The organism is Paenibacillus sp. Y568, assembly GCF_059445545.1.
Genome location: NZ_JCAIUM010000005.1, coordinates 75,778 through 96,408 on the forward strand (window position 1 = coordinate 75,778; position 20,631 = coordinate 96,408).

Here is a 20,631-nt window from a genome sequence, read left to right on the forward strand (position 1 = left end):
CTGTTCCGTGATTTTATAACTTAACTTCCTTACCCGTTTCTCGACTCTCGTTGGCTGCTTCAATAAACCGAATGACTTGTAGCGTCATAGCCATATCAACCGCTGGCTCACCTGTCTTGAACATATCCATCACTTTTTCAAGTAAGCTTGCATAGAAAGGCTTCTTATCTGAACCAATATCAACGAGTGAGGAGCTATGTTCTCTATTAATGACTGCCATAAATGGAAGACCACCCGATAGACTACCACGAACGGTACCGATTCTTCCATCACTCCACACCCCAGTAATCGTATCTTGGTCCCCTGATGTAGAAACCATAACATGATCACAAGTACCACCCATCACGGTAAATAACATCTCCACGGAATGAATGCCATACCAGAAATATCCCTTCTGGGTAGGTTCCATGTACATTGGTCCATAACAATCGACCCTTAGGATGCTATAGTTAGTGTTACTTTCGAGTTGCCTCGTTAACGCATCTGCATAACGAAGAGCTGATGTGCTTAAGATCGGAATGGACCATTGTTCAGCCAACTTAAAAATCGCTTTAGCCTCTTCTATACTATTTGCAAGTGGTTTGTCTATGAATACTGGCTTACCGTAGGGAGCAATCATCTCAAACAATTCTCGATGAACACGCCCGTCTGCAGACAGCAACAATATGGCATCACACTCAGCTGCTACTTGCTTCGGATGCTCGACCAACCGAACGCCAAACCGAAGGTTCATTTCCTCTGCAAAAGTTGCAACTCTTGAAATGCTAAGTTGGAAATCTGGTGACCCACCCGGAAAAGCGACAATGACCTCTCCTCCCTCTACATGATAAGGATGCTCCCTATCGTTCAGTAGTTCTGTAAAAGCAATTGAGTGAGAGGTATCTGTTCCAATGATTCCTATTCTCATATTTTTCTCCATCAGATCACATCCCCGATACCTAATATAATTTCTGTAGAGCCGACTATTCTGTCAGCCCTATCGATTTATATATCTTATCTTTCTCTATTATCACAAACGCTGGGCAGCCGCAAGAATATTAAGTAATTAATAGCGAATTAGTACACCCAGCGTGTTGCTTATATCTTCTTTCATCGCAATGTAAGCCTCGGGTGCTTCATCAATAGAATATTCCTTTGAAATAAGCGATTCCACTTGAATGATTCCCTCTTCAAGCTGCCGTATGAATTCCGCCATATTCCGGCCTTCTGTCCAACGAACATACGATTTGGGATAGTCAATATTCAGCTCCTCATACTGTTCATCGTATCGACCTGGTCCAGCTGCACGAGCAATTACGAAATCAGCTTCCTTCTGGAAAAAGAGCTCCCGCGGGAATTCAATAGGAACGTTACCAACCAACACATATTTTCCGCGGAACGCCAATTTTTCCATACTTGTAGCGATAATATTGGGTTTCAATGAATGGGCCACCAGAGCAATGCTGTCAAACCCATGACCTTCTGTAAACCGTTCTATATGCTCAGCAAGATGTTCATCATTGGCTAAATAAGCGTCGACTCCAAATTCTTTAGCAGCTGCTACTCGTGCAGGGTCCATATCGGTCGCAAACACACGGTAGTTAGCTTGTTTACTAAATTGTGCCATTAGCTGACCCAGTAGCCCTAAGCCAATAATCCAGACGGTCTCGCCAAATTCTATAGACAACCTTCTTACACTATGAATCGCAACAGAGCTCAATCCAACTAGTGCAGCTTCACGTAACCATTTATCCGACGATAATCGGACACATAACTGTCTAGGCACTGATAATTGCTCCGCATGATAAACGTATGGGCCACCATAACAGGCGACTAAATCACCGGGCACCAAATCATCCACCTTTTCACCTACCGCTATAACTTCTCCTGACACACTATAACCAAGCTTGAATCCATCTGTAACATCCATATTGTGTATCAGGTTCAGCTCTGTACCCGGACTGATAGAAGAGTATTTGACTTTGACGAGCACACGATATGGGTGATCAACCGTTAATACGGGAGCATCCGCTTCTTCAAGAAGTGCAACATGCTGTTTCACGATGATTTGCTTCATTTGTAATTAGTCTCCTTTTGTCCATATAATGGGCTGATCCAATAATTAAGAAAATAATATGACTGACGAAATGCTTCATTATGACCTTAGCTCTAGCACTACCGATATCTCTTGACTACACTTCCTTCTCCAAGTGGCACCTCTTCAAATAGCTTGCCTTCTCGCAGAAGTTTGGCAATCGCCCCATGCTCCATCGGCTCGAATCCTACCGCCCCATACAGGATACGTGGATCGAACACTTGATGTCTGATCCCATCCTTCACATGAGTATGCACGATATAATCCTTCAATAAGTGAACTCCCTTCCCAGGATCATCACCCGTCACCATAACCATATTGGCAGCGCTTGTAAGTGGGCACCTGATATCGAACCTGTTCCGATCACCGCTATTTTAAGCTTTGCCATTCATATATTCATCCTCTTCGTCAAGAACCCAATCATCTAGAATGATATTAGCTGTAATTCCAGCAAATCCCGTAGCTTTACGAAAGGTTGTCGTAACAGGTGAACGATCTGGTAGGTCATTCTGAATATTAGGAGTAAATAGTGAATGACCTCGTTCTGCTATACTCGCAGATACCTCTGCGAAACGGTCTTTCCCAAGCATACAAATATCTGATGATTGGCTTCTCCAGAAGGATAAATAAAGCTCCCAGCCATTAGACCAATCCCTCGTCCACCATGTCGCTTCGCTTTCTTCCGAAGGAGGCTGCTTAATTGCTTCTAGCATAGTATCTACTGCAGCAGCAGATACCTTTGACCAACGTTCATACAATTGACCCTCTAGTAAGGGTAAAGCAGTATACGCAAAAGCAACAATTGTCGCTTGGTAGAGTACACTATTTCCCATATGCACAGAGCCATCCCAGTTCTCGATGTAAGGCCACCAACCCGGTTCATTTTTTCCGAATCGATCCGCTAAATGGTTAAATATTTGATGAACCTTCTCCAAATAGATTAAATCACCAGATAGTTCGTAGGCCCTGCCAAATGTGTGTGCAGCGTACATATCCCCGTTCAGCACGTCAAAATCTGAGCTAGGACGTTTCAGTACAACCGCTGGGTTCTCTACAGCAACCTGAGTCAGTAAATATTGTGCAGCACGAAGTAAACTTTCTTTGGCTGCATCACTTCCCGTCGCTTTGTGTACATGATATAAGCTATTAGCAACGGCACCAATCTCTGCAATATCAACTACTAGAGGTTCACCTTTCTTCACATAGAAGGGCTGTGAAAAGCCACCATTTGGTAGCTGACGTCTTCTCACTTCCTCCACTAGACATTTAGCAATTTCCAACCCCTCAGAATTTCTGTTTAATTTACCGTCCAACACATACAAGGACGCCGCTAACCCTGTCGTACAGCAACTTGCCTTTTCGCCCAACTCGTCATCGAATATATACAGAAATCCAGTCTTTGGATCCTTTCTTAGTAAACTATTGAAATAAGGCTTCATCCCGTTGATGATCTGAGAAGCAAGATCTATCATATTCTCTCATCTCCTGTTGCATACTTATTAATGGATTATTTAGAACCTGTCATCGTAATTCCTTCAATAAATACTTTCTGTACGAAGAAATACAATATGATCATTGGAAACGTAAATAACGCTGCAGCTGACATCAACATACCCCATTCGATGTTGTACTCTCCGATGAAGGCTTTCAGCCCTACGGACAAGGTCCATTTCTCCGGATCGTTTAAATAGACAAGTGGTAGTTGATAGTCCTTCCAAGAACTTAAGAATACGAGCAAACCAACGGTAAATAGTGCTGGACGAGATAGTGGCAACATGATTTGAGCGTATATCCGAAATTCTGAGGCTCCATCAATCCTGGCGGATTCCGATACTTCCTGAGGAATACCCATGAAGAACTGTCGAAGTAAGAAGATATAATACGCTGCTCCAAAAAAAGCAGGAAGGATCAAGGGCCAATACGTATTGATCAGGTTCATTTTGTTAAACAAAACGTATAGAGGTATCATCGTAGCCTGAGTTGGTAACATGATTGTCGCCATGATGATCATAAATAAAAAGTTTCGCCCCTTAAAAGGGATTCTTGCGAGTCCGTAAGCCGTTAATGGCGCTGCAATTAACTCCCCCAGTACGCATAAAAGAGCAACGAATAACGTATTTAAGGTATATTTAAAAAATGGAATAAAGTTGACTGCGTTTGAATAATTGGTCCAATAGAATTCTTTTGGCCACCATACAAAGGGTATAGCGAAAATTTCTTCAATTGATTTAACTGATGTAAGTAACAAATAAGCAAATGGTCCAAGGAAAAACACGCCAGCTAAACAAAGAATAAAATGCCTGAGTATAGATTTCACCTTTTTCTTTGATTCCTTTTTTCTTTTGGCCGCTGGTAAACCTAAGTCATTCGATGAAACAGCTAGATTTGACATTACTTATCACCTCCATAGTAAACCCACTTAGCCGATGTCTTGAGGATAAGAAGCGTAATTAACATGACTACTAGGAACATGATCCAGGCCATAGCAGAAGCATAACCCATATTCAAGAATGAGAAGGCCTGCTGATAGAGATAAATGGAGTAGAATAGCAAGGAATTCTCAGGTCCCCCTGTCGACTGCGTCGCTTCGGCAAACACCATTCCCTCAGTGAAATATTGAAAGGAAGAGATTAGCATCATAAGTAACTGAAATATTGTCATAGGTGAGATAAAAGGGAATGTTATCGTCCAAAATTGTCTCCATTTGCTCGCTCCATCGATACTAGCTGCCTCGTAATACATTCTTGGTACATCTTGGAGGGCCGCCAAATACATCACCGTGATGGTCCCCGTTCCCCAGAAACCCATTAATACAAGTGATGGCTTCGTCCAATCTGGATCTATCAGCCAGTTCGGGCCAGTAATACCAACATAGCTAAGTGCGATATTAATAAATCCATATTGAGAGTTTAGCAACCACATCCATAATAGCGATCCTGCAACGGCAGGGACGAGCGTGGGTAAGAAATAAATTGTTCTATATATACTTTGACCTTTTACTTTCTTATTAAGAAGTAGCGCCATCACTAAAGCGTATGCCAAATGAGGCACGACGCCTACGACTGTAATGTATATAGTGTTATACATGGATAAGAAAAACTTGTCATCTATAAGTAAATTCTTATAATTATCTAGCCCCACCCATTCAGGTGCTTTAAATAAATTATATTCAGTCATACTGTAATAAAAAGAAGTTACGATGGGATATAGTTGAAAAACCAAGAAACCGATAATCCATGGGCTGGTAAATAAAAGTCCTGTGATTAGCACTTTCCGCTCTCTTTTACGAATTCCTTTGAAGTTGATACTCTTTGCTCCCATTATATCTTCTCCTCCCTTTAAGGTAGAAGCGGACCGATAGGCGGCCCGCTGCTCTACCTTCTTATTTCTTATCTGCTAAAGGTTGAATCTTCTCCTCAACCTTGTCCATAGCTTCTTGTGCTGTCAGCGTTCCCTTAAGTGCTTTCTCTGTCTCCTCAGATAAAGATTGCAAGTACTCATTGATGTATGCACTGTTTGGGAATCCGTTCAAATTACTACTTTTTGCTCTTTCATAGAATGACCACATCGTCTTATTATCTTCATCTAATAAACGGCTGTCTTCCAAAGCAGACGTTATCGTTGGAATAACATGTGCATCAAGAGAGAACTGAATCTGTGCATCTGTAGTCATCATGTATTTCATGAATTCCCATGCTTCCGCTGAATGCTTTGCTTTTAAAGGAATAAACGCAGCACGTGGACTAACCATCCCAGCACCTTTTAACTCAGGTTGATCCTCTGGATATGGGAAATCAGCAACGCCAATGGGTCCCTCTTCTGTTCTATCTGGCATAAAATTATATTCCCAACCAACATACATAGCTAGTTGTCCAGTCAAGAGCGGATCTTGAGGAGTACCCCGCTTGCCCATTCCTGATTTAAATTTATCTATTTTACTCTGACCGAATTGTTCATAAAATGAGCGTTGGTAAGCAATTGCTTTAACATTGGCTTCTGCGTTTGGTGTGACTTTACCTGTGCCTGCGTCATACCAAGAGCCTCCAAACACAACGGGCCAGAACACATTATCAATCCAAGGGTAATCGGGGATAAATCCCATTCGTGTTATATCTCCAGAATCATTTTCCTTTATCAGTTGTTTAGCATAATCGAATAGCTGCTCTAACGTTTCAGGAGGACTGGTTAACCCAGCTTCCTTAAAAGCTGCCTTATTGTACATAATTGAGCTAGCCATACTCATCGTGAATGGCATTGCGTAAAACTTATCGTTGACTTTCATTCGTTCTAAAGATGCCGGAATTAATGAATTCATATCAAAGCTGTCTTTTGCAATATTATCAGTTAGATCAAGAACAGCACCTGCATCTGCCCATGGACCGATGTTATTCCAATACGTCAATACTATATCCGGTGCCGCACCTCCAGATATTGCTGTTAATTGCTTCGTAGCGTCCTGATTTCCGAGTATTTTGACCGAAATACGATCTTGACTCTTATTGAAATTGTCTACCAATGTGTTAATCGGTTTTGCATCCGCATCCGTATACGTATGCCAGAATGATATTTCTACTTTCTCTTTAGAATCTGCTACCGAGTTTCCTGCACTATTATTGGCATTATTAGACCCACATCCAGCTAAAAGAGTAGTACTAAGAACAATAGAAGCTATTATCGAAAATGACTTTTTCTTGAATATTGACAATGTATATGCCCCCTTAATATATAATCAGATAAACTTCAGTAACGATTATTACTCTATAATGATAAGTCCTCCGAATTTGAGTATTCAATTCTTAATTATTTTAAATTCGAAATTTATTTAGTTTCTCGATTGAAATCTCACAGCCTATCCCTGGTTTATCAGGTAACGTAACCTGCCCTCCACTAATGAGAGGTCCCTGAAGAATCGGGTCGTCTTCCAAGAACATAGGTCCATTCAAATCTACGGGATCGGTAATCTGTAAGTAATTGAATAAATGTGCGCTAGCCGTCAGTCCTAATCTGGATTCAGTCAATCCACCGCCAAGAAGTCCTAATCCTGCTTCCCTCGCGATTTCACCGCATAGTTTTGCAGGAGATAATCCCCCCATTTTGGTAAGCTTGATCACAACGGAATCACAAGCCTCAGCACGAATAGCTTGTAGGAGATCTCCTGCCGTCCAAATACTCTCATCAAGAGCAATAGGTAAGGATGTCTTGCGCCTAAGTTCTGCATGTCCGAATAAATCGTTTGCTCGGAGTGGTTGCTCGAACACATCTACGCCTATATGCTCCATACGTTTGGCAAGCTTGACTGCTTGCTGTAAATTGTATGCCTGATTTGCATCGACGCGTAAAAACAAGTTCGGCGCTGCTCCCTTTACTGCATCTAGAATATCGATATCGATATCTGGATTGAGTCCAATTTTTACATCCAAACCTTTGTACCCATTTAATTGCGCGTATTGCGCTTTCTGCTCGGCTTCTACTGGATTCGAAGTACTGATTAGATATGAGATTTCCAATGTTTGACGATAAGTAGAGAACCACATATCAGCTAACCGTTTATCACTCGCTGAACCAATCAGATCGTGCAAAGCCATGTCAATCGCAGCTTTTGCAATTGGCTGTCCACTACTAGTACCCTTCTTGATCTCCCTATTCATTAAATAATGGATAGCATGAAGATCAGTTGCACTAGTTCCCAGTAACACAGGTCTTAAATAGTTATATATCGTGCTCGTTACTGTTTCTAACGTCTCATAGCTCCATCTATGACTGGGTCTTGCCTCTCCCCATCCCTCGACACCGTTATCTGCCGTCACTTTCACATATACATGCGGCGCTCCTTGGTTGATGTTTCCAACCGAACCGCTTGAAATTGTGAAGTTTTGTTTCATCGGAAGCATTAATGCAAAGACCTCAATGTTAGATATGTTTACGTCATCACCCCCACGATAATTAGCTTGCTGTTGCTTGTTTTATTGTAGCTTATAAACGATATAAAATGTCTCATTTAGCTTTTAAAGACATTTTTTTCTCCACCAATTACTAAATAACTGAGAAATTATTTTTATGATGTCATTAATAATAACACAAAATATGTAAGCGCTTTAATTTACAAGGAGATTACATCTTCAAGATTCAAAAAATTTACTTAAATTATACAATTCATGTTGCTTCCACAGAAGAATTATATTATATTAGTTATGAAAATAATTTTCTTAATAAACGATATATTTATAGAAATAATTTTACAAAGTGTTTACAATCCAAGTGTAAGTGAGGTGTATACATGGCCGCAATCCTTCACACCCTACAACAACAATTGTCTAAGTTGTCTCCGTTAGAACGCAAACTTGCAGAGCACATTTTAGCCTTTCCCAGTGAAATTGTTCATATTGGTATTACGGAGTTGTCAGAGCAATGTGCTCTCAGCCCCGCTACCATAACAAGGTTCTGCAAGGTTTTCCATTTCAAAGGATTTCCTGACTTCAAAGTCCATCTCGCATCTGAAATAGCCGGTGGAACGGACGATTCGTCACACTCATCTGCTTATCAAGATATCGTAGCAGGGAATCCTTTATCCCATATCGTGGAGGCCATGCAAGCTAATCATCTAGCATCCATTAGAGATACAACCTCTCTTTTAGATCTAACCAAACTTACCAAAGTTGTTGATCTGCTATGCGGAGCAAGAAGGATTGATCTGTATGGGATGGCAACATCCTCTATTGTAGCCCAAGATTTCTACCAAAAATTAATTCGGATCGGGGTAAACTGCACTGCTTTTGCTGACTCCCATATGCAAATCACGTCAGCATCCACCCTCGGCCCTAACGATGTCGCTTTTGCCGTATCCTATTCCGGGGAAACTCCTGAAACGATTGATGCTTTAACGTGCGCTTCCCGTCGGGGAGCTTCAACCATTTCACTAACTTCTTTTGGAAGTAATACACTTGCATCACTCGCTGAACTCCCTCTCTTCTCATCTTCTCTTGAACATGGTATGAGACGTGGAGATATGGCATCACGTATTGCGCAACTACACATTATAGATATCCTGTTTACTGGGATGCTTAGTCAACAATTTGGAGACTTTATTCCTAAGCTGGAACAATCTTATAACGACGTTCAATATTACCGTAATCATCGAGGAGGACAATAAATGAATATACTTACATTTAATCAAGAAGAAGATTTCGTACAAACCGGTGCCAATCTGATTGTTAGTCTATTACAAAGCAATCCAAGGGCTGTTCTTGGCCTTGCAACAGGTAGTTCTCCCATAGGTATCTATGCACGATTAGCAGAAATGTATGAGAAAGGCCTCGTTAGTTTTGCCGATGCTTCTTCTTATAATCTTGATGAGTATGTAGGGCTCTCCGAGGATCATCCACAGAGCTATCACAACTTTATGAATTACAATCTGTTCCAACACATCGATTTAGATCCAAGTCGGATTCATATACCTAACGGAAATGCAGAAGATCTGACAGCAGAGTGTCAATCGTACGACAAGCTCCTTGAGGAGAACGGACCAATTGATCTACAGCTTCTAGGAATCGGTCATAATGGGCATATTGGATTTAATGAACCGAGTGACCATCTTAATGGTAGCACCCATGTGGTCGATTTGTTAGAAGAGACACTTGCTGCGAACGCTCGATTCTTCACATCCATGGAGGAAGTACCTAAACAGGCCGTGACGATGAGTGTAGGAAGCATCCTGAAAGCTCGACAAATTGTGTTACTTGCGCGTGGTGCTGAGAAGGCAGAGGCGATCAAAGCCGCTGTTCATGGTCCGATCACAACACAATGTCCTGCTTCCTTGCTACAATGTCACCCTAACGTCATTCTTCTACTAGATCAAGCTGCTGGGAGACTACTCTAATGACAACTATTACAGAACAACTTTTATTCGGAAAAGTACTGACACCACAGGGATTGATTGAAGACGGAGTTATCGCCATATCCGAAGGAACGATTTGTTATGCTGGTGAGAAGAAGGACCTGCCTTCCACTTATACAGATTGGAAGAGCCTATCGAACGAAGGCGGACTACTCATTCCTGGATTCGTGGATGTACACGTTCACGGTGGAGCAGGACATGACTTCATGGACAGCGACCGTGAGACCTTAGATGCCATTAGCCGCTTCCATAGTTCTCAAGGAACAACAACGATGCTAGCCACAACGATGACTGCTCCTAAACATGCCATTGAGAATGTGCTTCGTGAAGTCAATGCTTACCGCTCAGAGGACATGCCATATGCTCAAATCGCGGGCGTTCATCTAGAGGGACCATTTATTAGCCCACAATGGCCTGGGGCACAGAACCCTGAACATATCGTCCCCCCTACTGTAAGTTGGCTAGAGGAATGGGAACAACAATATCCTGACCTTATTCATCAAGTTACGCTCGCTCCTGAGCGTGAGGGGGCTCTTGAAGTTATCTCATGGTTACGAGATAACGGCATAACAGCGGCTCTAGGTCATACGGATGCTACTTACGAACAGATCATTGTTGCTGTTCATGCTGGCCTTAATCAAGCTGTCCATGCCTTTAACGCCATGACGCCACTTCATCATCGTAAGCCTGGTACTGCAGGTGCCGTTCTAAGTGATGATCGAATTGCAGCAGAAGTAATTGCTGATGGGATCCACGTGCATCCAGCGGTGATGTCGATCCTAGCACGTATGAAACCTTCTAATAAACTGATCCTCATCACAGATGCGATGTCAGCAGCTGGACTTGGGGATGGTGAGTATATGCTTGGTGATCAACCCGTGAAAGTGTCCGGAGGAGTAGCGACACTTAAGGACAATGATGGAGCACTTGCTGGAAGCACATTAACAATGATTCGTGGCTTCCGAAATCTGATATCGGACGTGGGCTTATCCCTTGAAGAAGCCTCCAGAGCTGCAAGTCTAAATCCTGCGATATCGCTCGGAATGGACCAACAGATCGGAACTCTTGAAGCTGGTAAACAAGCTGATATTCTTCTATTAGACGATGAATTGAACCTTCGCAACGTATATGTCCAAGGTAGACAAATCGTATAATCAACTATTTATCGTATACATGAAAATAACGCAGCTATCCTTATCAATCAGTAGAAGGATGGCTGCGTTTTTGTTTAGCCCAAAATATCGGGAGGAGCTGCAGAGTATTAATTGTCACCAATGAAAACCTTATGAGGTTCCTTAGCACTTCACTTTACAATATGATCGGCACCTTACGGCCACTCTTCGCACTTTCAAGAGCAGCAAACACCATCGCCATGCTGTATATATTGTCGCTACAGTCCGTTTCTGGTATACGATCCTCAGCAATTGAAGCGAACATCTCATTTAGGCAACCTTGATGGAACGTGTGTTTCATTTCGACAGGCTTTCCCTCCACTCGTTCAACATCAAGAATAAATTTTCCGGTCTGACCTTCCGCAACAACCTCCGCGTACGGCTCTCCTTTTCCATCCCAGATTGCTGTACCATATTCACCCGTCACTCTCCATGAAGACTCCCATGATGTAGATGCCCCCTCAGCACACCACGATCCACGATAATTAAATACTGAACCATCGGACATTTCATAGATACAGATCGCCATTGCATGTCCTTGATACCATGAGCCAGGAGGATTAAACTCCTGGCAGTAGACAGATATCGGATTGGATCCTAGAATGAAACGCGCTTGATCAAATGTATGAATGGCCATGTCAAGCAATAGAGGACTTTCCATCACATCCCGGAAGCCACCAAAATGTGCCCCGATAAAAAAGTCCGCCCCCACATAACCAGGCTTGCCAATCGTTCCTTCAGCAATAAGATTGCGATATGCGCGTATACGAGGATCAAACCGTCGGTTCTGCATAACGGCATGCGTCTTGCCAGTGAAATTCGACAGACGAACAATATCTTTGCATTCACTCATCGACTCTGCTAAAGGCTTCTCAGCAAACACATGACACCCATACTCCAATGCAATCTTACTAACAGCATAATGGCTAGATGGTATCGTAACATCAAAAACCATATTAGCCCCTGTAGCCATGATCGCTTTTTGAATTTCTGTAAATGTCGGGCAGGTCAGACCTTTGCGTTCCGCCATCGCTTTCGCGAACTCTTCTTTAATATCAACTAATCCAACAATTTCGATATCAGCTCTATCCATAGCATAGTCTACCCATGTATTAGCCATTCCGCCACAACCTGCTACGACCACTCGATGCTTAATTTCCTCCATCGCCGAACCTCTCTCTCCTTGGGTTTCTTATATAGGATTTGGAACAGGATTGCCTCCACGACAATATTTCAAATAATTCAATGCATGCACCTGTCCCGTCATTTCCAGCTCATCTTTATAGACGGGATCATGCCATCCCTCAATATCAATCGTTCCTTGATAGCCATTCTGTCTCAAGATTGTAATAATATCCGACCAGTTACTATCACCAAAACCAGGAGTCCGATGCCACACGAACGGATCCTTACCATGTACGCCCTGTTCCTTCACAATATCCCACGCAATCGTTGCATCTTTACCATGCACATGAAACACCTTATCAGCCCATTTACGTAGTTGAGGAATTGGATCGATCAAACTCACCATTTGATGACATGGCTCCCACTCCAGTCCAATGTTATCTTCTGGTACCGCATTAAACATAAGTTCCCAAGCTGCAGGGTTATGTGCAATATTCCAATCGCCCGTTGCCCAAGTACCGCCCATATCACAGTTCTCAAAGGCAATCCGAACGCCTTTATCCGCTGCTCTACGCGTCAACTCTCCGAATACTTCCTTAAATTTAGGGATGGATTCATCAATGGACTGTCCTGTCAGACGACCGGTGAAACCGGATACAATGTTTGTGCCAAATAAATGCGCATGGTCAATAAGACGTTCCCAACTAGCAATCGTATCCGCATTATTACCTTCACCTGTTAAAGGATTCCCGAACACACTAATCGCAGATATCACAAAATCATGCTCGTCTCCGAGCTCGCGAACCTTCTTTGCCATGTCTACAAGATCCGTATCTCCTGTAGTCTGCCAGAAGGTCGGGTTGAATGATTCAAATCCATGGAACACGATTTGTGGAATAACCTCAACCGCGGTGCCACCAGCTACTAATGTTCCAATGCGTAATTTATTTTCCATCCTTGTATCTCACTCCAATGTTGGCTTATAGTATTCGTAACATCTCCATTATAGCTAGGAGATTTGCTTATTACTCTAGTCTATCTTGTTCAATACTAGTCTAATCTTGTGGTGGTGATGAAGATTGACCTATCCGAAGGATCTCTGGGAAAACACCCATATTGAGCATAAAGCATATCCGTTTCAACTCTTTCCAAATCATTACCATAACATCAAACCTAATGACTGCATTCTTTATTTACATTGGCATGAACATTTCGAAATTATTATCATGCGGAAGGGTACCGCACTATTTCACATCGATAGCCAACCCTATCATGTCAAAGCCGGCGAGGTTATTATCATTCCAGGTGGTGGGCTACATGTCGGTTATGCGCTAAGCTATGATGACGTGTACTATGATTCTATTGTCTTCAATTCTTCACTGTTCATTGACTGGGTGAATGATCCACTACACGTGCAATTTGTTGCCCCATATCTCGAAGGACGTATGCGATTCCCAGTTAAACCGACTAACCATGACGAGACATGTATTCGCCACTATTTATTACTGGATGAGGTAATAGAGGAACTTGAAGCTAAACGTCCTGCCTATCAGCTTGTCGTTAAGTCAAAGCTACATACCTTATTTACGCTGCTATCTCGTACTTTTATGCCACATCATCTTGCTGATAAACCTGTGGGGTCTTACTTACCGAACCGCGAACGGTTTAAGCAACTTATTCAACGTATTGAGTCTGACTTTATCAATAAAATAACGATTGAACAGGCTGCCAAGCAGGTTAGTCTTAATCCTTACTATTTCTGCAAGTTGTTCAAACGGCTAACAGGACGTACCTTCATTGAATATGTTAACGTCTGTAGAATGATTGAAGCCGAACGCCTACTCCGTGAGAGCAATGATACGATAACAGAAATTGCTGCCAAGGTTGGATGCGAGAATCCAAATTATTTCACCAAACTATTTAAGCAATACAAGGGGATGACCCCCTCCCAAACGAGAAAGAATTAAAAATCAAGAATTAAAGACGTTCCTCTGGATTTCCCCACAGATCTGACTTCATATCTTATTTACGCCACTACGTCGTGATGCGATAAACAGATTTCGTATAAAATAAGGAGTTCTGCGCAACTATACATAGATAGGTATAGGTGTGTTTAAAAGGAGCTTTTATTTATGACAACGATCAAACAGGCCTTTAAGGTGAATAAGATTCCTCTGCCATGGAACAAGGCCATTCGTGCTGGGATATGTTCTGGCATACCACCCCTCATCGGATTAATATTAGGAAATTTACATTATGGCTTATTAGCAGGCTTAGGTGGACTCACCTACCTATATGTATTTAATATTCCGTATGCTCAAAGAGCCAAAAAGATCTTCTTCGCACTCCTTGGAATGACAATCTCTGTGGCATTAGGGAGTATTCTGGCCCCCTTCTGGCTCGCCTCGGCTATAACTGTCGGTATTATTGGAGCTGTCGGTACATTTATCTTTGGATCTTTAAGAATTGCAGGACCCGCTGCTATATTCTTTGTTCTGACTTTTACCATGTCATCAGGGATGGATATTGATCCTTCACTTGCTCCCTTACGTGCTGGTCTAGTCTTCTTAGGTGGGGCTTTATCGTGGATCATCGGAATGATAGGCTGGCCATTTAACCCTTACGGACCCGAGACTTCTTCTGTACAAAAGAGTTACAACAACCTTGCAGATTACGTAGAGTCCATAGGGACAGACTTATCTAACGAAGCCAGACAGCGACTCGTATTATCGTTGAAGTCAGCCAAAGATACTCTTGTGGCAGGGTATATATCTTGGCGAACACCTGACCCGTATATACGCCTTTTTTTATTAAATGATCAAGCAAATCAACTGTTTATGTACGTTCTTGAGTATGGTGAGGAGAAGAATGTTAAGCTTCCTTCCGAGATTGGTGCTTCCATTCGCCTTATTGCTAATTCAATTGGAACAAGAAGTGGACCCCTTGATGTAGAGCTTCTCCAACCCAAAGAAATGAGTGAAGATATATATCGTTTGTTTCTAAAAATAGGGGATGCCATGGATCTCATACACAAACCTTTGAACGCAACACAGCGTGATTTGAACATTGCTAGGCCCTCCCTTAAATCCGTATTCGGGGGTTCCTTTGATAAAAATTCGATCGTATTCCTTACGGCGTTAAGATACGGAATTGTCCTTATTATTGCTGCGATTATTGCCTATTCCTTTGACTTTAACCGCTCTTATTGGATTACCCTATCCTGTGCGGCTGTCATGTCGGGACCAACCATCCTTTCTACGTTCCATCGCGCTATTCAGCGCTCCATCGGAACGATCATTGGCATTCTGATCGCAACGTTAATTCTCTCTATTCACCCCGAGGGGATCATCATTGTCATCGCTATTGTGATCTTAACCGCCCTAACAGAGCTTGCCATTGTGCTTAATTATGCGATTGCAACACTGTTCATAACGCCGAACGCCTTACTTCTTGCTGAAAGTACAACACAATTACATAATGCTACCTATTTCACTACGGCTAGAGTAACAGACGTCCTAATCGGTTCTCTTATTGGCCTTATAGGAACATTATTGTTCAGCAAAAGACAGGCCTCGAGTCTACTTCCTCATTTAATGGCCAAGACCATTCGAAGTGAGCAACAATTTCTTATGATGTTGTTCTCAGAACATCGTAGCAACGATGAATTAGAAGAATCTATAGAACAACGTAAAATGCGTATTAACCTGACCAATCTAACCATTGTTTACACGACAGCTCTAGGAGAAATGCCTAGTAATAAAATATCCTTACAAAAACTCAGTCCCGCTATTTTTTATATTGAACAGTTAGGTTATCTACTGGAATCCACTCAAAAATACGCCTATCGACCTGTATTATCCGACGAGAGTCTTTCTCAACTGCTTTTTGTTTTTGAAACCATGGCCATTGCCATGGAACAAGAACGTCCATTAACTAAGAAGAAACTTATCCCTGAAATCCAAGGATTCTCCCAAATCCAAAAAGACATCCATGATCTACAGGATGCCCTTCAGCTTGCACCTATTCAAGAAACCCAGATGCAATAATGCATATGACCTTTGGTCTTCATAGACAAACGCTAGCTGTTTACACTATGATGAGGGAAAACAAGGGGGATTTAACATGAAGATTATTGTTTTTGGAGCTTCAGGAGGCGTAGGACAAGAGGTCGTCCGACAAGCGCTGGATGCCAACCATGAAGTAACGGCATTCGTCCGTGACCAAGCTAAGTTATCCGTGCAACACCCTCATCTGACAATGGTACAAGGGGACGGATTGGATGAAAAGGCCGTCAGCCTTGCGATCCAGGGACATGATGCTGTCGTATGTTGTGTAGGAAATAAAGGCATGGGTGCCACAACGTTAATGTCCGATATCGTGCGCAATATCATCGCTGGCATGACCCAACATGGCGTAAATCGAATTGCATATGTTGCCTCTGCTGGTATCCATAAGGAATTGAAGGGCCTCATTGGTTCCTTTGTTGGTTTCCTTCTTCGAAATCCGCTTGCGGATCACCGTAGATCTTATGAACTTCTTCAGAAAACTCACCTTCAATGGACCCTTGCTCGCCCAATGCAATTAACAAACGGGGAACAGACGAGCGTCTATCGTGAGACAGAGACAGGTGTCGCACATGGTGGGCAGAAAATTTCTAGAGCGGATGTCGCTCATTTCCTTCTAAAAGCTCTCGCAGATGATACCTATGTGAACAAGTCAATAGGATTAGTCTACTAAGCCATATCTAAATTCAACACTTTCCTCTACATGGTAAGAGGTATGATCTACTTTGCTACAACTCATACCTCGGTATCTTTTACATGAACAATTTCACACAACTTCATCGCATCCTCCCATGTCATCGCCATACGTAGGATATCTTCCTCATCCAGTTCTGTTCCTATCTGAATTTCAATGAATTCAAGAGGTGTTATCGCTTTGATTGCATGCTTCATCCCACAAGGAATTTGCAATACATCCCCTGCGACAATAGGATTTAGCTTGCCATCCAGGATATACTCTCCTGATCCAGAAATAATAGTCCATATTTCAGTTCTCTTCTGATGCATATGATAGCTTATATTTTTTCCAGGTAATAGATTCACTTTAATAGTCACAGCTTCCATGCCCTCATCAACTAACTTGGTATGATCAAGAACCAGGTAAGTCCCCCATCTTTTCTCATCGTATCTAGGCTTTTGTTTGACCTCATGAAGCTGTTTTTTTATTAGATTAGCATTCCGTTTACTTGCAACCAGAATCCCATCGGGACTTGCAGCTACAATGATATTGGAAACATCAATGACTTGAATGGGATACGCTAGTTCATTTACTAAATGTGTATTGATAGAATCACTAGAGATTTGTCCTGTGCCTATGACACTACTCTCGATATGGCTCGTCAATGCATCCCAACTACCAAGATCCTTCCATGTGCCATCATAAGGAATAACCACGGAATGATTTATTTGCTCCACAACCTCCTGGTCAAAACTAAGCTCAGGGAGATACTCATACTGTAGGAGATATTCATCATAATCTATCGGTAGACCCTTGTTCTTCATATAGGTAAGCATGAACTTTTGAGAAAATGCAAAAACACCACAGTTCCACAATGCCCCACTGTTGATTAGGCGGACGGCATCCTGTTCTTCAGGCTTCTCAACGAAATGAGTAACAGGCAAATACGTGCTCTCCTGGATACGACCGATATTAGGTACAATATAGCCAAATTGACTGGAGGGATATTTAGGTACCGTTCCAAGAAGCGCTAGATCAGCCTGGGATTTCGTAAGAACATCAGGGAATGTGTGAAGGAGTTGGAAGAATGCTGTCTCTGCAAATGAATCTACGGGAAGAACACATATCGTTTCGTCCGGATCTATCTGCATCTTGGAATGAAAATAGCTTGTAGCTAGCGCAATAGCTGTGAACGTCCCCTTTTTATAAGGCTCGCCTAGAATGGGAACCACATCACCCACATAAGTCTGTGTAATCTCAACTTGGCTGCGATGTGTAACAATAGAGGTCGATTGAAGTAAGTCTACGGAATCCAATTGCCTACATATTCTTTCAATCATCGATTCCTTACCGCCTTCATCCGATCTCAACAATCTAAGAAATACCTTAGATCTAATCTCATTGGAGAGCGGCCATAGTCTCTTTCCCGAACCTCCAGATAATAGAACGATTCTCACGATATCTCTCCCCCTTTCGAAAAGATGACTAGATTTTCCACTCCTACCTTCGGCGTTGTGTCCGCGCGACTGTATCGATGACTTGCTTCAAAGAGAATCCCGCTCGATCCCAAGACAACCTAAGCACATCGTGTCTACCTCGGCGTCCCTTGGTTTGACATAACTGAGGATTCTGATAGGCTAATCTCATTTTGTGCCGTAAGCTACGAACATCCACTTCTGCCCATAGTTGTCCCCTTTGTGCGAACAATGCCCCGAATTTACGAGAGATCGCATGTCTACTCTTCATTCTTATCGCAGGATTTCTTAATTTATAAGGCACTAAGAATGAGTTGTTTCTATTCAAGAAATCCATATGCCCACCCCACCCCGTAGTAATCACAGGGGTTCCGCTTGCCAATGATTCAAGAAAAGGTAACCCCACGCCTTCACCACGGGTAGGTAGCACGAAGGCTTGACCACGCGTATAGATTCCCTTCAGTTGTTGTGAATTGAGATGTCGGGCTGTAAGTATAATTGGAGCTGTTTGATTGCGAATGCCAAGTCTTTGTTTATAATTCCGAATTCGGTTCTTAATCCATTGTTCATTCTCATGTGCAGCATATCCGTTCGTCTTGATCATCAGAACAACATGATCTGCAGCAGAGAACTCCTCCCAGTAAGCTCTTAATAAAGCTTCCGGATTCTTACGATGTTGAAATCCAAACACAGAGATAAATGCAAATCGTCTATTATAATTTTGTAACGATATTTTCCTATTACTAGGTGTATATTTGCGAGTGTTCACCCCATGAGGAACGATGTATATCGGAACACGAACACCGCTATTTAGCATAGCTTTTTTATTATGAATCGAGGGCACACAAACAGCATCAAACCTATTCATATAAGGTATCCATCGTTTAGGTATTCGGCTTGTCTCCCAGACAGTATTCAGAATAATATGGTCGTAATATGCTCTTTCTCTCCTAAAATTAATCGTATGTGGCGAATGATGATAGATTAGAATTTTCTTACCCCTACCACTACCGTTTGTGCGTGATGTATTTGATGTATTTCCAAGCTTGACGTTCACACCTTGTCGTCTCAATGCCTGAACATAAGCCCTACTGGCTATGCCAAGACCAGAGGCTTTGTGTACAGGTCCCTTCCATACTACTTGGTAATTGCTCATTTCCTCTTCACCGTCGATTTTCTTGAATAGTCTTTGCGTTTGTGAAAAGAAATAGATCTGTATTGTTTAGACAGGCGATTCACCCGTGCCTCTGATGCTTGAGTAACACTCATATTTAGACCTTTATTCAAGGATTTCTTAAGAATTAGTCCCTCTGGATGCGTTGAATACACATAATTCGCGTATGTCTCAAATTCGGAAAAGGCGAACTGTTTCGTCTTATCCATACTCCGTATAATGGCGGAATACCATCTTCTATGATGCTTCGCTTCAATAACCCTTTTCATCTCTGCGAGTCTTGATTTCTCAAATAACATATAATGTGTGACAAACGATGTGGATGTGGAGCGTTTCCTTCCAAGAAGTTTACGATACGTTGTGAAGTATTCATTTCTACTCCAATTCCTCGTGTAAAATACCGTCTTGTTCCCCGTTCTAAAGACATGCGGACGAATCATCACCGTATCAGCGTCAATCGCCAGAAAGAAGTTCGAAGAGCCAAGGGTATCCCCATTCAGTTTCAATAGTTGTTGAAATAGCCATCCTGAACGTTCCCATGTTCTCGAACGATAGTTAATATCTTTTTTAGTTATTGGAAGCACTGTATTCTCATTAATGAACTTACATCCTTTTCTAACACATAAATCCATGATTCTTTTCTTTCTCGGCGCAACAATCATGATCTGACCGATGGGGTGCTTCACATATTTCCTTACGGAATCAATAACAAAAGGGAGTGTCCCTAAATCCTTTTCAATCGCAGGGATCAAGATATCTATCTTTGTCTTACTGCTTAATGGACTCTTCTGAGGGATTGGCATTATTTCAACTCCATCTATCAAGGTTTTGCTATATGATATGCATACCAGAACAGATGGATTGGGCATTCAGAAGTGGTATAAAGTCTAAAAATCCCCCGTAATTCCGCCTTTGCAAGGCTAATTCTTGATTTGCTATCCGTTATAACTTAGCTGGAACATACGAGATTGTTTCTA

Annotated in this window: 18 protein-coding genes and 1 pseudogene; 6 read left to right on the top strand and 13 right to left on the bottom strand. The window is 42.2% G+C overall.

The window, feature by feature from the left end; translation table 11 throughout:
• Positions 1–13: 13 nt before the first annotated feature.
• The 8 genes and pseudogenes from AC1D7X_RS08925 to AC1D7X_RS08960 form a co-directional block, all read right to left on the bottom strand.
• A complete protein-coding gene (locus AC1D7X_RS08925) occupies positions 14–919 on the bottom strand; it encodes a Gfo/Idh/MocA family protein (protein ID WP_495456445.1) in 906 nt (301 codons plus the stop codon).
• A 126-nt stretch (positions 920–1,045) separates the two neighbouring features.
• Complete coding sequence (locus tag AC1D7X_RS08930) at positions 1,046–2,056, bottom strand: zinc-dependent alcohol dehydrogenase (RefSeq protein WP_495475047.1); 1,011 nt, start codon at positions 2,054–2,056, stop codon at positions 1,046–1,048.
• Positions 2,057–2,172: 116 nt separating this feature from the next.
• A pseudogene (locus AC1D7X_RS08935) lies at positions 2,173–2,397 on the bottom strand (sugar phosphate isomerase/epimerase); the annotation flags it as partial.
• Between the two features lie 51 nt (positions 2,398–2,448).
• Positions 2,449–3,546 carry a hypothetical protein gene (locus tag AC1D7X_RS08940; protein ID WP_495456447.1) on the bottom strand — a complete coding sequence of 366 codons (1,098 nt, stop codon included), beginning with the start codon at positions 3,544–3,546 and terminating at the stop codon, positions 2,449–2,451.
• Between the two features lie 35 nt (positions 3,547–3,581).
• Positions 3,582–4,466: a carbohydrate ABC transporter permease gene (locus tag AC1D7X_RS08945; protein WP_495475048.1), complete on the bottom strand. Its 885-nt coding sequence runs from the start codon at positions 4,464–4,466 to the stop codon at positions 3,582–3,584.
• Complete coding sequence (locus tag AC1D7X_RS08950; RefSeq protein ID WP_495456449.1) at positions 4,466–5,395, bottom strand: carbohydrate ABC transporter permease; 930 nt, start codon at positions 5,393–5,395, stop codon at positions 4,466–4,468. Before AC1D7X_RS08950 ends, AC1D7X_RS08945 begins: the two co-directional genes overlap by 1 nt.
• A gap of 61 nt (positions 5,396–5,456) precedes the next feature.
• The gene (locus tag AC1D7X_RS08955) at positions 5,457–6,779 is read right to left on the bottom strand and encodes an ABC transporter substrate-binding protein (protein WP_495456450.1); all 1,323 of its coding nucleotides are present in this window, start codon (positions 6,777–6,779) and stop codon (positions 5,457–5,459) included.
• A gap of 100 nt (positions 6,780–6,879) precedes the next feature.
• On the bottom strand, positions 6,880–7,965 hold the full coding sequence (locus tag AC1D7X_RS08960) for a mandelate racemase/muconate lactonizing enzyme family protein (RefSeq protein ID WP_495475049.1): 1,086 nt from the start codon (positions 7,963–7,965) through the stop codon (positions 6,880–6,882).
• Positions 7,966–8,351: 386 nt separating this feature from the next.
• Here AC1D7X_RS08960 and AC1D7X_RS08965 point away from each other — a divergent pair, with 386 nt between their 5' ends.
• Genes AC1D7X_RS08965 through nagA form a run of 3 tightly spaced genes read left to right on the top strand, consistent with a single transcriptional unit; the run spans position 8,352 to position 11,122 of the window.
• Positions 8,352–9,224: a MurR/RpiR family transcriptional regulator gene (locus tag AC1D7X_RS08965; protein WP_495475050.1), complete on the top strand. Its 873-nt coding sequence runs from the start codon at positions 8,352–8,354 to the stop codon at positions 9,222–9,224.
• On the top strand, positions 9,225–9,950 hold the full coding sequence (nagB, locus tag AC1D7X_RS08970; protein ID WP_495456453.1) for a glucosamine-6-phosphate deaminase: 726 nt from the start codon (positions 9,225–9,227) through the stop codon (positions 9,948–9,950).
• A complete protein-coding gene (nagA, locus tag AC1D7X_RS08975) occupies positions 9,950–11,122 on the top strand; it encodes an N-acetylglucosamine-6-phosphate deacetylase (protein ID WP_495475051.1) in 1,173 nt (390 codons plus the stop codon). Before nagB ends, nagA begins: the two co-directional genes overlap by 1 nt.
• A 154-nt stretch (positions 11,123–11,276) precedes the next feature.
• On the opposite strand, the gene AC1D7X_RS08980 is transcribed toward nagA, so the two are convergent.
• Together AC1D7X_RS08980 and AC1D7X_RS08985 are read right to left on the bottom strand one after the other, a co-directional pair.
• Positions 11,277–12,305, bottom strand: a complete 1,029-nt coding sequence (locus tag AC1D7X_RS08980; protein ID WP_495475052.1) for a Gfo/Idh/MocA family protein — start codon at positions 12,303–12,305, stop codon at positions 11,277–11,279.
• Between the two features lie 27 nt (positions 12,306–12,332).
• Complete coding sequence (locus tag AC1D7X_RS08985) at positions 12,333–13,220, bottom strand: sugar phosphate isomerase/epimerase family protein (RefSeq protein WP_495456456.1); 888 nt, start codon at positions 13,218–13,220, stop codon at positions 12,333–12,335.
• Between the two features lie 124 nt (positions 13,221–13,344).
• Between AC1D7X_RS08985 and AC1D7X_RS08990 the strand changes: the two genes are divergently transcribed.
• The 3 genes from AC1D7X_RS08990 (at position 13,345) to AC1D7X_RS09000 (ending at position 17,002) form a co-directional block, all read left to right on the top strand.
• On the top strand, positions 13,345–14,232 hold the full coding sequence (locus tag AC1D7X_RS08990; protein WP_495456457.1) for a helix-turn-helix transcriptional regulator: 888 nt from the start codon (positions 13,345–13,347) through the stop codon (positions 14,230–14,232).
• Between the two features lie 165 nt (positions 14,233–14,397).
• Positions 14,398–16,311: an FUSC family protein gene (locus AC1D7X_RS08995; protein WP_495456458.1), complete on the top strand. Its 1,914-nt coding sequence runs from the start codon at positions 14,398–14,400 to the stop codon at positions 16,309–16,311.
• 76 nt (positions 16,312–16,387) lie between these two features.
• Complete coding sequence (locus tag AC1D7X_RS09000; protein WP_495456459.1) at positions 16,388–17,002, top strand: NAD(P)-dependent oxidoreductase; 615 nt, start codon at positions 16,388–16,390, stop codon at positions 17,000–17,002.
• 62 nt (positions 17,003–17,064) lie between these two features.
• Here the strand turns inward: AC1D7X_RS09000 and AC1D7X_RS09005 are convergent, their stop codons facing one another.
• Genes AC1D7X_RS09005 through AC1D7X_RS09015 form a run of 3 tightly spaced genes read right to left on the bottom strand, consistent with a single transcriptional unit; the run spans position 17,065 to position 20,457 of the window.
• A complete protein-coding gene (locus AC1D7X_RS09005) occupies positions 17,065–18,462 on the bottom strand; it encodes a sugar phosphate nucleotidyltransferase (protein WP_495475053.1) in 1,398 nt (465 codons plus the stop codon).
• A gap of 43 nt (positions 18,463–18,505) precedes the next feature.
• Positions 18,506–19,636 (bottom strand): glycosyltransferase, encoded by a 1,131-nt coding sequence (locus tag AC1D7X_RS09010; RefSeq protein ID WP_495475054.1) that lies wholly within the window; start codon positions 19,634–19,636, stop codon positions 18,506–18,508.
• The gene (locus AC1D7X_RS09015; protein ID WP_495456462.1) at positions 19,633–20,457 is read right to left on the bottom strand and encodes a DUF6492 family protein; all 825 of its coding nucleotides are present in this window, start codon (positions 20,455–20,457) and stop codon (positions 19,633–19,635) included. The genes AC1D7X_RS09010 and AC1D7X_RS09015 overlap by 4 nt, the downstream gene beginning before the upstream one ends.
• Between the last annotated feature and the right edge of the window lie 174 nt (positions 20,458–20,631).

Bases quoted from the DNA above. Each gene is read 5' to 3' on its own strand.
- AC1D7X_RS09010 (WP_495475054.1), bottom strand. From the start codon at position 19,636: ATGAGCAATTACCAAGTAGTATGGAAGGGACCTGTACACAAAGCCTCT.
- AC1D7X_RS08995 (WP_495456458.1), top strand. From the start codon at position 14,398: ATGACAACGATCAAACAGGCCTTTAAGGTGAATAAGATTCCTCTGCCA.
- AC1D7X_RS08980 (WP_495475052.1), bottom strand. From the start codon at position 12,305: ATGGAGGAAATTAAGCATCGAGTGGTCGTAGCAGGTTGTGGCGGAATG.
- AC1D7X_RS08925 (WP_495456445.1), bottom strand. From the start codon at position 919: ATGGAGAAAAATATGAGAATAGGAATCATTGGAACAGATACCTCTCAC.
- AC1D7X_RS08950 (WP_495456449.1), bottom strand. From the start codon at position 5,395: ATGGGAGCAAAGAGTATCAACTTCAAAGGAATTCGTAAAAGAGAGCGG.
- AC1D7X_RS08945 (WP_495475048.1), bottom strand. From the start codon at position 4,466: ATGTCAAATCTAGCTGTTTCATCGAATGACTTAGGTTTACCAGCGGCC.
- AC1D7X_RS08965 (WP_495475050.1), top strand. From the start codon at position 8,352: ATGGCCGCAATCCTTCACACCCTACAACAACAATTGTCTAAGTTGTCT.
- AC1D7X_RS08930 (WP_495475047.1), bottom strand. From the start codon at position 2,056: ATGAAGCAAATCATCGTGAAACAGCATGTTGCACTTCTTGAAGAAGCG.
- AC1D7X_RS09000 (WP_495456459.1), top strand. From the start codon at position 16,388: ATGAAGATTATTGTTTTTGGAGCTTCAGGAGGCGTAGGACAAGAGGTC.
- nagA (WP_495475051.1), top strand. From the start codon at position 9,950: ATGACAACTATTACAGAACAACTTTTATTCGGAAAAGTACTGACACCA.
- AC1D7X_RS08985 (WP_495456456.1), bottom strand. From the start codon at position 13,220: ATGGAAAATAAATTACGCATTGGAACATTAGTAGCTGGTGGCACCGCG.
- AC1D7X_RS09015 (WP_495456462.1), bottom strand. From the start codon at position 20,457: ATGCCAATCCCTCAGAAGAGTCCATTAAGCAGTAAGACAAAGATAGAT.
- AC1D7X_RS08960 (WP_495475049.1), bottom strand. From the start codon at position 7,965: ATGCTTCCGATGAAACAAAACTTCACAATTTCAAGCGGTTCGGTTGGA.
- nagB (WP_495456453.1), top strand. From the start codon at position 9,225: ATGAATATACTTACATTTAATCAAGAAGAAGATTTCGTACAAACCGGT.
- AC1D7X_RS08940 (WP_495456447.1), bottom strand. From the start codon at position 3,546: ATGATAGATCTTGCTTCTCAGATCATCAACGGGATGAAGCCTTATTTC.